11 protein-coding genes are annotated in these 13,110 nt (G+C 69.2%); 8 read left to right on the top strand and 3 right to left on the bottom strand.

Annotation, left to right across the window (positions count from 1 at the left end; all coding sequences use genetic code 11):
- Positions 1–654 (top strand): MFS transporter (locus ACV4UX_RS13790; protein ID WP_491593856.1); only part of this gene is annotated, 654 nt, incomplete at its 5' end.
- A gap of 303 nt (positions 655–957) precedes the next feature.
- Here ACV4UX_RS13790 and ACV4UX_RS13785 read toward each other — a convergent pair.
- Positions 958–3,483: a methyl-accepting chemotaxis protein gene (locus tag ACV4UX_RS13785; RefSeq protein WP_491593855.1), complete on the bottom strand. Its 2,526-nt coding sequence runs from the start codon at positions 3,481–3,483 to the stop codon at positions 958–960.
- Positions 3,484–3,759: 276 nt separating this feature from the next.
- On the opposite strand from ACV4UX_RS13785, the gene ACV4UX_RS13780 reads away from it, so the two are divergent.
- Entirely contained in the window at positions 3,760–4,965 is a 1,206-nt protein-coding gene (locus ACV4UX_RS13780) for a PhoH family protein (protein ID WP_491593854.1), read from the top strand.
- Between the two features lie 75 nt (positions 4,966–5,040).
- On the opposite strand, the gene ACV4UX_RS13775 is transcribed toward ACV4UX_RS13780, so the two are convergent.
- Together ACV4UX_RS13775 and ACV4UX_RS13770 are read right to left on the bottom strand one after the other, a co-directional pair.
- On the bottom strand, positions 5,041–5,787 hold the full coding sequence (locus tag ACV4UX_RS13775; protein WP_491593853.1) for a sulfite exporter TauE/SafE family protein: 747 nt from the start codon (positions 5,785–5,787) through the stop codon (positions 5,041–5,043).
- Between the two features lie 158 nt (positions 5,788–5,945).
- Positions 5,946–7,406: a GGDEF domain-containing protein gene (locus ACV4UX_RS13770; RefSeq protein ID WP_491593852.1), complete on the bottom strand. Its 1,461-nt coding sequence runs from the start codon at positions 7,404–7,406 to the stop codon at positions 5,946–5,948.
- A gap of 182 nt (positions 7,407–7,588) precedes the next feature.
- Between ACV4UX_RS13770 and ACV4UX_RS13765 the strand changes: the two genes are divergently transcribed.
- The 6 genes from ACV4UX_RS13765 to ACV4UX_RS13740 all read left to right on the top strand — a co-directional run.
- Positions 7,589–8,140 (top strand): GAK system XXXCH domain-containing protein, encoded by a 552-nt coding sequence (locus ACV4UX_RS13765; RefSeq protein ID WP_491593851.1) that lies wholly within the window; start codon positions 7,589–7,591, stop codon positions 8,138–8,140.
- A 9-nt stretch (positions 8,141–8,149) separates the two neighbouring features.
- The gene (locus ACV4UX_RS13760) at positions 8,150–9,325 is read left to right on the top strand and encodes a hypothetical protein (protein ID WP_491593850.1); all 1,176 of its coding nucleotides are present in this window, start codon (positions 8,150–8,152) and stop codon (positions 9,323–9,325) included.
- Between the two features lie 16 nt (positions 9,326–9,341).
- The gene (locus ACV4UX_RS13755) at positions 9,342–9,653 is read left to right on the top strand and encodes an amphi-Trp domain-containing protein (protein ID WP_491593849.1); all 312 of its coding nucleotides are present in this window, start codon (positions 9,342–9,344) and stop codon (positions 9,651–9,653) included.
- 2 nt (positions 9,654–9,655) lie between these two features.
- Positions 9,656–11,302, top strand: a complete 1,647-nt coding sequence (locus ACV4UX_RS13750) for a PhoU domain-containing protein (RefSeq protein WP_491593848.1) — start codon at positions 9,656–9,658, stop codon at positions 11,300–11,302.
- A 15-nt stretch (positions 11,303–11,317) separates the two neighbouring features.
- Positions 11,318–12,193 (top strand): GAK system ATP-grasp enzyme, encoded by an 876-nt coding sequence (locus tag ACV4UX_RS13745; RefSeq protein ID WP_491593847.1) that lies wholly within the window; start codon positions 11,318–11,320, stop codon positions 12,191–12,193.
- The coding region (locus tag ACV4UX_RS13740) for an HprK-related kinase B (RefSeq protein WP_491593846.1) at positions 12,190–13,110 on the top strand (921 nt) is incomplete at its 3' end. The genes ACV4UX_RS13745 and ACV4UX_RS13740, both read left to right, overlap by 4 nt.

Here is a 13,110-nt window from a genome sequence, read left to right as displayed (position 1 = left end):
AAGCGCCTGGGGCGAAACCCCGTGGCCGAGGCTGTCCAGCTTGTGCCGGAGCGCATCCTTCACCTGTTTTTCCTGGTGATCCTGGTCGGAGCGGGATTCTACACGCTCTTCGTCTGGTGGCCGACGTACCTCGGCAGCGTTCTTCGGCCGGATGTCCCCGGGGTCTCGGGGCTCAACGCCTTTTCGCTGCTGCTGCTCATGGTGTTCATCCCGTTCACCGGCAGCCTCTCCGACCGGCTCGGGCGCAGGCCGCTGCTGGTCTGGAGTTGCGCGGGGATGACGGTCCTTACCCTGCCGCTTTTTCATCTGGCCCAGCAGGGGGGCGCGCCGGGCCTGTTCGTGTCCCAGACGGCGTTCACGGCGCTCATGGCGCTGTACCTCGGGCCTGTCCCGGCGGCGTTGGTGGAGATGTTCCCCCCGCGCATGCGCTACAGCGCCATGGGCATCGGCTACAATCTCTCGCTGTGCGTATTCGGCGGAGCGGCGCCCGTGGTGGCCACTTGGCTGATGCGTGGCCGCGAGACCGCGTTCGCCCCCGCGCTTGTCCTCACGGTCCTCTCCGGGATCAACCTGCTCGCGGCGCTGACCATGCGCGAGAGAAGCCCAGGGGCCGCTTGCGGCGTTCCGGGGGCGCGAAGCCGCGACGCGGCCTGACGGGCATTGCCTGCCCGGAGCGGCGGCGCGGTCTGTGGCCCGGGGCGGCAATCTCCGGCCGTCGGCCGCCGGATGGACCATCCCCGCTGGCTGCGTTGCCGGGAAAAAACCGGCGAGTGGTTTGAACTGCAGAAACCGACCGTTACATCAGGCCGCCGGCCGTGCGCTGACCAGTCCCGAGCTTCGGCGCAGGACGCCTTGCCCCGGCCGGTGAAGCCCGCGACGCCCTCCGGGCGGGCGGAGGGCGCAGCCCCCCGCCCGCCGGAGGCCTCTCCCCCCCTTTGCCGCTCCCGTCTTTCGCAGCTACGCGGCCAGCGCGGTCTGCGGCCTCGTCATGGCGAGCTGCGGCCAGTCGCGTCCGGCGGGTTCGAGGCAGGCCGCGTCGCGGCCGTCGTCCTGGCAGTGCATGGAGTCGATGAGGCTCTTGAGCAGTGCGGCCTGCTGGGCGAGGGAACCGATGGCTTCGGCGGCGTTGATGGTGGCGGCCGAGGTCTCCTGGGCGATGCCGCTGATCTCGCTGACGGCGAGGTTCACTTCGTGGTGCGCTGCGGATTGCTGCTCCGTGCTGGAGGCGATGCGGCGGACCTGGTCGGCGGCGTCGTGGGCGTCCTGGAGGATGCGCGCGAGGGCGTCTCCCGAGCGTTGGACCAGGCGCTGGGCCTGTCCGATGGCCTCGAAGGTCTTGGCGGTCTCCTCGATGTTGTGGCGCGTGCCCTCCTGGATCTCCGTGATGCCGCGCGAGACTTCGCGCGTGGCGAGCTGGGTTTTCTCGGCCAGCTTGCGCACCTCGTCGGCCACCACGGCGAAGCCGCGCCCGGCGTCGCCCGCGCGCGCGGCCTCGATGGCGGCGTTGAGGGCCAGGAGGTTGGTCTGGTCCGCGATGTCGTCGATGACGCCGATGATGCGCCCGATGGAGCTGACCTGGCGGCCGAGCTCGTCCATGGACTGCTGGTGCTGGAGCGAGAGCTGGTGGACGCGGTCGATGGAGGCCACGCTCTCTTCCACCACGCGGGCGCCGCCGGAAGCCTGGTCGCTGGCGGAATCGGAACTGGAGGCGGCCAGGGCCGCCACGCGGGCCACCTCGGTGAGCGCGGCGTTCATCTCCTCCATGGCGCGGGTGGTTTCCTGGATGCGCTCGCTCTGGTGGTCCGCGCCGGATTTGACGCCGGTCATCTGCTGGGAGAGCTCTTCGGCGCCCTGAGCCACATGGAGGGCGATCTGGTTGGCTTCGAGCGCCACCTGGAGGGTCTGGCGGTTCTGTTCCAGGATGAGGGCCTGCTGACGCCTGATTTCGGTGAGGTCGGCGAAGAGGGTGAACGCGCCCAGGGGCTGGCCGTCCAGGTCGTGGAGGGGCGCGCAGTCCATGCGCACGTGGAAGGGCCTTCCTTTCGCGCCGCGCCCGGGTGCTTCCACTCCGCGCACGGGCTGGCGCTGGCGCAGGCAGGCGGCGGGGGCGTTGGCCAGTTCGGGGTTCTGGGCGAAGAGGTCGTCCTGGCGGCGGCCCAGATGCCGGGCGGGTTCGCCGTCGAGCTGGAGGAGGTCCAGCAGGGGCTGGTTGATGAAGCTCACCAGACCCTGGGTGTCGGTGACGAGGCAGGGCACGGTCATGGCGTCGAGGATGCCCTGGGAGAAGCCGAGGCGGGTCTTGAGCTCCTCCACCATGCGGGTGAGGCCCTGGGCCAGGGCGGCCAGTTCGGCCTTGAAGCGGCCCTCGAGCGACGCCTTGAGGTCTCCCTCGCTGACGCGTTCGAGAAAGGCCCCGAGGTGGCGGAAGGGCAGGCCGATTTCGCGGCGCAGGAAGGCCAGGGAGCAGGCCAGCACGGCCAGGGCGGTGATCGCGCCGAGGATCAGGGACGCGCCGCGCAGGCGCTCCACGGCGGCGAAGGCGCGGGCTTCGTCGGCCACGGTGACCAGGGCCCAGGTGGCGTCGCCGGTCTTGATGGGCGCGTAGGCGGCCAGCACGGGCTTGCCGGAGATGTCCTCGGTGACGAGGCTGCCGGTGAGCCCTTCCAGGGCGCGGCGCACGGGCTCGATGTCCATGCGTCCCCTGGCGGGGTCGGCGAAGGAGGCCTGCACGGAGTGGGTGTGGGCGTGGGTGGGGGAATCCGCGCGCATGAGCCGGTCCGCGCCCACGAGGCGGGTTTCGGCGTCGTCGTCGTCGCCGGTCTTGAGGATGGGGGCCAGATCGGCGGGGTCGATGCGCAGGAGCGCCACGCCGTCGAAGCCGCCCACGTGGTTGCGCACGGGCGCGGCCAGGAAGGCGGCGGGGCGTCCGTCCTGGGGCGGGTAGGCGGCGAAGTCCTCGAAGACCGTCCGGCCCTGCATGGCGGCCTTCCAGGCGCGCCCGAGGCTGGAGTCCCTGAGGGGGCCGTCCTTCACGTCCTCGAGAAGCTCGCGACCTTTGCCGGTGGAGAAGATCACGCGGCCGTAGTCGTCGATCAGCAGCACGTCGGCGTATCCCAGCACCTTGTGAAAAGGCTCGAAGGCGGGCGAGACGAACTGGGCCATTTCCACATAGTCGGGGTCGTTCACGTCGGCGCGCACCCCGGGCTTGGACTTGCCCATGAAGATGTCGCGCAGCATGGCGATGGAGTTGTAGACCTCCTTGACCGAGGCGTAGATGCGCACCTCGGCGAACCATTTGTCCGTGAGCTGGCGCAGGGCCTGGGCCCGGGAATCGCGCACGGATTCGAGCTGGCCGAAGGCCTGGCGGGAGAGGCTCTCGGAGGCCTGGCGCACGGAGTAGACGCCCATGAAGGCCAGGGGCAGGATGCCGATGACCAGGCAGAAGGCGATGAGCTTGGCTCGGAGGGTGAGACGCAATGGCATGGTGGGGCTCCTTTGGTGCGGCGAAAGGGACCCGAAGGTATCCGCCGGACGGGAACCGTTGAACGACGAAAGGTGACAATTTCATGGCGATGGGGTTAAATGCCGTAGCGCCCGGCAGTACGCGGCGCGCAAGGAGGAGCACGCAGGAAAGGGTAAATCGAGACGCGGCGGGGCCGCGAGGGAGCGGATGCCGCAAGGTCATGGATTCGTCACACCGCGTGGATAGTGAGACGTCGGGGCGCATGGCGCACCCGGCGCGTCCCGAAGGAAGGCCCAATGACCCAGGAATCGCCCGGCAGAAAGAACTACGTCATCGACACCAACGTCCTCATCGAGAACCCCAACTCGGTCCTGACGCTTCGCAACGGCAGCGAAAACAACATCATCATCCCCTACCACGTGCTCATGGAGCTGGAGACGCTCAAGAACACGCCCAAGCTGCGCCACATCGTCTCCAAGGTCATCACCAGCCTCATCGAGAACCGCGAGCACATCACCTTCATCCGCGACGGCGCGGTGGATTCGCCCTACACGCACATCGTCGACAACTACATCCTGCGCGAGATCGAGACGGCCCAGGGCATCCAGGACCCGATCCTGGTCACCAACGACCGGCTGCTCCAGCTCCAGGCGTCTCTGCGCAACATCAAGAGCGAGGAGCTGCGCGACTCCAGGCCCTTCGAGTCCGAGTCGCAGCTCTACACGGGGTTCGTGGAGGAGGCCGGGGGCGCGCCGCCCAACTCGTTCCTCTGGCGCGAGGGCAAGCCGGTGCTCCTGGCCCCGGACGGCGAGAAGACGGTGGGCTACGTCAACGACGTGTGGAATCTCAAGCCGCGCACGGTGTACCAGAACCTTGCGCTGGAGCTGATCGTGTCGCCCCACGTGGACCTGGTGTCCATCCAGAGCGAGGCGGGCTTCGGCAAGACCTACCTGGCCCTGGCGGCGGCCCTCTACCTGACCCTGGAGCGCAAGGAGCACGAGAAGATCTTCGTGGTGAAGCCCACCATCGAGATCGGCGCGAAGCTGGGCTTTTTGCCCGGCGACGTGGCCGAGAAGATGGAGCCCTACATGAAGTACGTCTACGACCTGCTCATCAAGCTGCACAAGCAGCGCCCGGCCAACAAGCTCTTCACCAACCCCAACGACGAAACCCCGCGCTTCAACCCCAAGAAGTTCGAGGTGCTGCCCCTGGCCTACGTGCGCGGCATGAACATCGAGAACGCCGTGGTGGTGATCGACGAGGCCCAGAACCTCTCGCGGGCCGAGGTGCGCGCGCTGCTCACGCGCATGGGCGAGGGCGTGAAGTGCGTCTGCCTGGGCGACACCTCCCAGGTGGACAACCCCTACCTCAACGAGGCCAACAACGGCCTCAACTGGATCGTGCGCAAGTTCAAGGGCTTCGACAACTACGGGCACATCGTGCTCAAGGGCGACCGCTCGCGCGGACCCATCACGGACATGGTGCTCAAGAGCAAGCTGTAGGGGGGCCAACGGGCGCTGCGGCCCGTCCGGCAGGGCGGGCCGCGTCCATCCGCGTCCCCGCTTCGCCGCCCGCCCTCAGCGCCCGGCCAGCCCCGCCGCAATCGCCTGCCAGCAGAGATTGAGCCCGATGAGCGCCAGAAGCGCCAGCACCGCCTTGCGGAACCCCGCCTCCCCCACGCGCCCCGAACACGCGCCGCCCGCCCACAGCCCCGCCAGCATGGCCGGCAGGCACGCCCCGAAAAGCGTGAGCACGCGCTGCGTGGCCAGCCCCGTCACGGCCTGCACCCCCACGATGGCCGCGCCCGTCACCAGGAAATAGAACGTCAGGGTGGCGCGCAGCTCGTCGCGCGCCCAGGGCTGGCGCGCGGCCCAGGCGATCACCGGCGGGCCGTTGGCCCCGGTGGTCAGGCCGATGCAGCCGCTCAGGAAGCCCGCCGTGAGGGTCCAGCCCGTGCCCAGCGCGGCGCGGGGGCGGTTGCTGGTGACGGAGTGGAACACCAGGAAGAGGATGGCCCCGCCCAGGAGGCCCTTGATGAGGCTGTCGGGCGCGCCTTCGAGGATCCAGCCGCCCACGGCCATGCCCGGCAGGGAGCTGGCGAAGAGCAGGCGCATGGAGCGGAACTGGATGTGCCCGCGCAGCCTCGTGGCCATGACCACGTTGATGGAGAGCGCCAGAAGGCTCACCAGGGGCACGGCCTCGCGCAGATCGAGCACGGCCAGGAGCACGGGCAGGGCCACCAGCACGGAGCCGAAGCCGGAAAAACCCTGGATGAAGCCAGCCAGCACGGCGGCGGCAAGACAGGCGGGGAGCGCGGAGTCCATGGAGCGTCCTTGCGTGGGATGAAGGCGTCGGGTCTACGCCCGGCGGGGAGTGGTGGCAAGGGGCGCGCGGCGGCGTCAGGAAACCGCCGGTGGAACGCAGGATCGTGCGGCGCGCGGAGGGCGGCGTGAAGGAAAACGCGGCGGAAGGCCGGAGCGGTCTAGCCGGCCTGGAGCGCTCCTTCGCGGTAGGCCTCGCGCAGATCTTCGCGGTTGGGGGCGATGGAAACGCGGTTTCGCCCTGCATGCTTGGAGGCGTAGAGGGCCTGGTCGGCCTGGGCCAGCAGGGAGGCGGGCGTGGCGGCCTGGCCCGGCACGAAGGCGGACAGGCCGATGGACACGGTGAGGGCGATGGTGCGCCCGGCGTAGCGCAGGGGGTGCGCCCCCACGCGGCGGCGCAGGCGTTCGGCCAGCATCCAGGCCTGGGAGGCCCCGGTGTGCGGCAGGATGGCCGCGAACTCCTCGCCGCCGTAGCGGGCCAGGAAGTCGGTGGAGCGCAGCCCCGCGTCCATGGCCTGGGCGGCGTGGCGCAGGGCGGCGTCGCCCGCCAGGTGGCCGTGCACGTCGTTGACCTTCTTGAAGTGGTCGATGTCGGCCAGGATCAGGGCGAAACCCTCCCGGTGTCGCATGTGGCGCTTGAGCTCCTGCTCCAGGCGGGCGTCAAGGGTCCGGCGGTTGAAGAGGCCGGTGAGGCCGTCGCGGTCGGCGCGGCGCTTGATGAGCAGGTAGTCCAGGCCGTTCTTCAGGCTGGGGGCCAGCTGCTGCAGGGCCTGGCGCGCGGTCTCCTGCTCCTGGCGGGAGAGGTCGCGGTGGATGAGCACGGAGAGGCAGCCGAAGGCCTCCTTGCCGTGGCGCAGGGGCACCAGCAGGGCGCGGCCGGGCGCCACGGGGGCGGCCTGGTCGCCGCCGGGCACGGCGTGGGTGCGGAACTGGCCGGAGGGCTGCCCGCGCAGCCTTGCGGCCAGGTCCAGGAGGTAGTCCGTGCGCGCGGAGCGGGCCTGGGTCGAAAGGCCCTCGGCCACGAAGAGTTCGCACTCGGGCGAGGCGCCCCAGAACACGGCCAGCACCTCGGAGACGGGAAAGGCCAGGCCCAGGTCCTCCCGCAGCCCGGCGAGAACGGCGGGCAGCTCCAGGGAGGACATGGCCCGGGCCATGAGCTGCTGGAAGAAGGCCAGGCGGCCGTTCTCCTGCACCAGCATGTCGCGCTCGCGCTGGGCCTCGCCCAGCAGGCGGGAGATGTCCTCCAGGGCGCTCTCGTTCTCTCGGGCGGCCTCCAGGGCGGCCACGATGCGCGCCTTGCCCAGGGGCGGGGAGAGGCAGGCCAGGAAGCCCTGGGAGAGCACCTCGCCGTGCTGGGCCTCCTCGCCCTCGGAGAGCACCAGGACGCGGCGCGCGCCCGCCAGCCAGGCGGGGGCGTCGTCGCGCAGGGCGCGCCAGGAGGCCAGGTCCAGGAACACGGCCAGGGGGGCGGCGCGGTCGTACTCGGGCTGGCCGGGCAGGTCGCGCGGGTCGATGCGGCGGACCTCGGCCAGGGTCCCCACGGCCTGACGGATGCGCTTGGCGGGCTGTCCCGCCAGGCCCAGCAGCCAGACCGTCGAAGGTCGCCTTGCGGACTTGCGCATGGAGGCTCTCCTGGTGGAAGGTGTCATCGCGACGGTTTTGCAAGATTGATGCCTTGGGAAAGTTCTGCCGGGTCCGGCGGGCGGTCACCGATTCGTCACGGGAAGGCTGCTAGAAGCTCCTTGCCTCGATCCCGGTTGATGGTAGAGGCTAGTCCTTCACCGGAATCACGGGAGGAAACCACATGGCGACATCAGGCAAGTACAAGGCGGAGGCGGCGCTGGACCGCGCGGGTCTCTCGGCATGGCTGCGCGGCCTGGCCGACGCCCTGGACGCGGGCGAACTGGCCACGGACACCGGCCCCCAGCCCCTGGAGGGCTTCAAGGCCCTGAAGATTTCGCTCAAGGCCGGCTGGCCCGAGGGCTTCGCGGCCAAGCTCTCCGTGAAGTTTCCCCGTCCGGCGGCCGCGCCCGGGGAGGACGCCCCGGATGAGGAGGGCGAGGAACCCCTGCCCAAGTACTCCTCGCTCAAGAAGCACATGAAATACACCTTCAAGGCCATCGGCCAGGCCCTGGCCGCCGGGCAGCTGCCCCCGCTCCAGGAGGCCCGGAGCTTCCTGGCCGATTCGCGGCTCATGTGCGCCTATTCCGGCAAGGGCGACGAATACTACGCCCACTACCTGGACGCCGTGCAGGCCTTCGAGCAGGCCCTGGAACAGGGCGATCTGGAGGCCCTGGGCCTGGCCTACGGCGAACTGGCCCGGCTCAAGCGGGAGTGCCACTCCCGCCACGCCTAGGAGGTCTCCGTGACCGTCAAGACCTTCGGGCTCGTCAAGGCCGGGGGCAAGGCCTGCCAGGAATTCGACCTGGCCAGCCTTCCCCGTGAAGTCACCGACTGGGACATGGAAACCTACCTGGCCCTCACCTGCGCGGGCGTCAGCCCCGAGCAGGCCCGGGCGGTGCGCACGCCGCCCGCCGCGCACCCCCGCCAGGAGTTCGTGCTGGCCGTGCACTGGCATCCAGAGCAGGTCCCGCTGGATCTCATCCGCGAGCGCCTGGAGGCCATGTACCCCAACGCCCGCGACCAGCTGATCATCCCCACCCAGCACAACCAGATCATGACCTGGGACGGCTACGCGGGCGTGGAGGTGGACTGCTACTCCCACGGCTTCAACCGCAAGGTGCAGCTGCTCGTGCACCTCAAGGCCGAGCGGGTGGAGCAGGCGGGCGTGCTCAGGAACATGCTGCGCCACACCTTCAAGTACCGCTCCTCGCAGCTCTTCGAGTACCTGGACGCCCTGTGCGCCCCGGCCTGGGAGGAGCGTCGCCAGAAGGCCGCGCGCGCCGCGGGCTCCGACGAGGAGGTGGTGGAGTTCACGGCCATCCACGCCGCCCGGCTGCGCGAGATGCTCTCGGCCCACGAGATGCGCACTCCCGAAGACGCCGTGAAAAACAAACTCGTGCGCAACTACCTGGACTGCCTGCGCGAATTCTACGACGACCGCCTGATAAACAAGGTGCAGGTGTACGCCAAGGCCGTGAAGGAGGTGGTGAAGGAGAACTTCTCCATGGCCTACTTCTACCGGGCCTCGGAGGTGATCGAGGAGGCGCGCGCCCTGGGCGCTGGCGTGGTGATCCCGCACCCGGAGCAGTTCTGGCCCATCCTCCTGCGCAACTACGACGTGGACGGCATCGAGGTGTGGAACCCTCAGTCGCAGCAGTACACGGAGTTCCTCATCAGCGTGGTGCTCGACCAGAACCGCCGGGGCTACCACAAGGACAGGCCCCTGCTCATCTTCATGGGCGACGACTGCCACATGAGCGAGAAGCTCAAGAAGCCCGAGGAGCAGGACAGGGACAAGGCCGCCCGCGAGGTGGGCCTCCAGCCCGCCTGGGACGACCTGGGCATCGCCAAGGGGCTCATCGTGGCGGGGGTGAGCCGCAAGACCGTCATGGACGAATACCGGGCCCGCCTCGGCTGAGGCCCACGGAGCGACGATGGACACACCCTACGATCCCGAACAGCCCTCGCGCGAGGGCAAGTTCTCCTACCAGTCCGTGCAGGACGCCGAGAGCCTGGCCGCCTACCTGCGCGCCCTGGCCGACGGCATCGAGCGCGGCAGCATCCTCTTCGAGCGCAAGGACGCCCGCTTCGTCATGTCCCCGACGGGGCTCCTGGGCTTCGCCGTGGAGGCCAAGGCCAGGGAAGGGCGCATGAAGCTGGCCCTCAAGTTCGCCTGGCGCGAGAAAACGGCCGAGAAGGAACACGAGGAAGACCTCCTGGTGGTCCGGCCCGGAGGCGGGGAATAGCCATGCGCTTTCTGGAAGGCGTGGAGGAGAACTTCCGCTTCATGGTCCTGGAAGTGACCAAGCAGGTGGAAAACACCCTGAAGGTGCTCGAAAACCCGGATCCCGGCCTCGTCACCAAGATCGAAAGCCGCGACGACTACATCGACAACCTCAAGAGCGTCATCGAGAACAAGTGCTTCTCGCGCATCCACACCGGGTTCGGCGGCGACAAGCGCGCCATCGACATGGCCCGCGCCGTGAACATCATCACCTCCAACCTGGAGCGCCTGGCCGACCATGCGGTGAACATCGTCATGCAGTCGCAGTACCTGCGCGACCCGGCCTTCATCAAACGCTACGACTACAAGGCCTTCTTCGCCGAGATCATCAAGGCCCTGCGCCTGGTGGTGAAGGCCCTCTTCAACCAGGACATCACCCTGGCCTTCAAGATCTGCCGCGCCGAAGTGACCCTGGACGCCCTGTTCAAGGAAAACTTCGACATGGTCCTGCGCGACCTGCGCACGGGCGAATCCCCCGAGAACTGCATCACCGCCCACAACATCTTCCGCTATCTGGAGCGCATGGGCGACACCATCCTGAACATCGGCGAGGCCGTGATCTTCGCCGCCGTGGGCGAGAAGTTCAAGATCCACCAGTTCGAGGCCCTCAAGGAGAGCCTCACGGGGCTGGGCCGGGACGTGCCCATCACCGACGGCGAGTTCCAATCCATCTGGGGCACGCGCTCGGGCTGCCGCATCGGCCGGGTGGACGCCGGACGCAAGGGGCCGCGCTCCAGCGGCGTGCTCTTCAAGGAAGGCAACGCCGTGAAGCTGCGCGCGGAGGCCGAGAACATCCGCCGCTGGGAGGCCGTGATGCCCGGGCTGCCCCCCAAGGTGCAGGCCTTCCATGTGGACGGCGACTCGGCCAGCATGCTCATGGAATACCTGGGCGGCTGCACCTACCAGGAGGTGGTGCTCTCCGGCGCGCCCGAGATCGCCGCCAACGCCACCTTCGTCCTGGAGCAGACCACCCGCCAGCTCTGGCAGGACACCCGCCGCCCCGAGCCCGTCAAGGCGGGCTACGTGCGCCAGCTCTCCTCCCGCCTGGACGACGTGTTCCGCATGCACCCGGGCTTCCGCCGGGGCGAGATGCGCCTGGCGGGCAGGCGCATCCCCGGCTTCGACGAGGTGCTCCGCCGCGCCGAGGAGGCCGAGGCCTCCCTCGAGGCCCCCTTCAGCGTGCTCATCCACGGCGACTTCAACAGCAACAACATCGTCTACTCCCACGACGAGGAGCGCATCCACTACATCGACCTGCACCGCTCCCGCGACACCGATTACGTCCAGGACGTGTCGGTGTTTCTCCTCTCCAACTTCCGCCTTCCCGTGCTGGACACCCTGCTGCGCGCCCGGCTCGACCGCGTGATCCGCCAGTTCCTGGCCTTCTCGCGCGAGTTCGCCGTCGAGGCCGGAGACGCCTCCTTCGAGGCCCGCCTCGCCCTGGGCCTGGCCCGCTCCTTCATCACGTCCAGCCGTTTCGAGTTCAACCAGGGCTTCGCGCGGGAGATGTTCCTGCGCGGGGTCTACCTCCTGGAGTCCGCCGCGGACTTCGGGGATTCCGGCAAACCCTGGAGCGCGTACGTCCTGCCGGACGCCGTGCTCATCTACTGAGGCCAAGGAGCCGTGATGAAGAAGATCGGAGTTGTAGGGCTCACGGACGGCTGGTCCTCGGAGATCCTGGCCGACGCGTGCAAAAAGCTCACGGGATTCCGCCTCCTGGTGGACCTGGACAAGGCCGTGCTGGACCTGGACGCCGGGACCGTGCGCCACGAGGGGCAGGACCTCCTGGAACTGGACGCCCTGATCGTCAAGAAGATCGCCCCCCAGTATTCCCCCGACGTGCTCGACCGCCTGGAGATGCTGCGATTCCTGGAGCTGCGGGGCCTGCCCGTGTTCTCGCGGCCCTCGTCCATCCTGCGCCTGGTGGACCGCCTGAGCTGCACGGTCACGCTGCGCGCCGCCGGGCTGCCCATGCCGCCCACGGTGGTCACCGAGGACGTGGAGGAGGCCCGCGACGCCGTGGAGCGCTTCGGTCGCGCCGTGTTCAAGCCTTTGTACTCCACCAAGGCCCGGGGCATGGAGGTCATCGAGGCGGGTCCGGACGCCCTGCGGCGCGTGCAGGCCTTCAAGGACGCGGGCAACGCGGTGATGTACCTGCAGAAGATGCTCCCGCCCCTGGAGAAGGACCTGGGCGTCACCTACCTGGGCGGCAAATACCTGGCCACCTACGCCCGCAAGTCCGGCGGGTCGAGCTGGAACACCACCACGGCCGCAGGAGGGCGCTACGTGGCCCACGAGCCCTCTCCCGAGATCGTGGCCCTGGCCGAGAAGGCCCAGTCGCTCTTCGACATGGCCTTCACCTGCGTGGACGTTGCCGAGACGGCCCAAGGCCCCATCGTCTTCGAGGTCTCGGCCTTCGGCGGATTCCTCGGGCTCCTGGACGCCTGCGGCATCGACGCGGCCCAGGCCTACGCCAAATATGTGCTGGAGGTGCTGCCGTGAGCGCAACCACCGCATCCTCCCCGGCGGCCTCCGTCGCCCGGCTCATGGACCGCTACGCCTCCGAATGGGCCGCGCCCCACGCCGTGCGCCTGGCCCTGGGCGGCTGGCGCGCCGACCTGCGCACCAACGACCTCGAACTGGCCGACTGGCTGCGCGCCTACTTCCGCGACTTCCTGGCAGTCGACGACGCGGCTCCGCCCGCGCCCTGCCAGATGCTGGCCCTGGAAACCCCGCCCCAGGACCTGGGCCTGCGCTACGCCGTGCGCGAGCCGGACCCGGGCAAGACCAAGGTCAAGGAGGAGTACGCCGACCTCCCCGACGGGCGCGTGGTGCGCAAGCGCCTCACGGGCATGGTGTTCGTCTTCGGCGAGGGGCGCAACCTGGCCCTGGGCCCCTGCCGGGAGAACCCAAACCAGGTGGTGAACTTCGTCAACAACCGCTTCATCGAGCACAAGCTCCACCAGGGCTGTCTGCTGGGCCATGCGGCCGGCGTGGCCCACGGGGGTCAGGGCCTGGCCCTGGCCGGGTTCTCGGGCATGGGCAAGTCCACCCTGGCCCTGCACCTGATGAACCACGGGCTCGATTTCGTCTCCAACGACCGCGTCCTTGTGGGGCAGCACAACGGGGATCTCATGATGTACGGGGTGGCCAAGATGCCGCGCGTGAACCCCGGCACCGTGCTCCACAACCCCTCCCTGGCCCCGGTGATCCCCCCGGCGGACCGCGAGGCCTTCCGCGCCCTGCCCCCGGACGAGCTCTGGACCCTGGAGCACAAGTACGACGCCTTCATCGACCAGTGCTACGGCCCGGGGCGCTTCCGCATCGAAGCGCGCCTGAAGGGCCTGGCCATCCTCAACTGGTCGCGCGCGGGGCAGGGGCTCCACGTGGCGGCCGTGGACATCGCCCGGCGGCGCGAC

The sequence above is a fragment of the Fundidesulfovibrio sp. genome (genome assembly GCF_058402725.1).
This window is presented reverse-complemented; position numbering and strand designations above follow the sequence as displayed.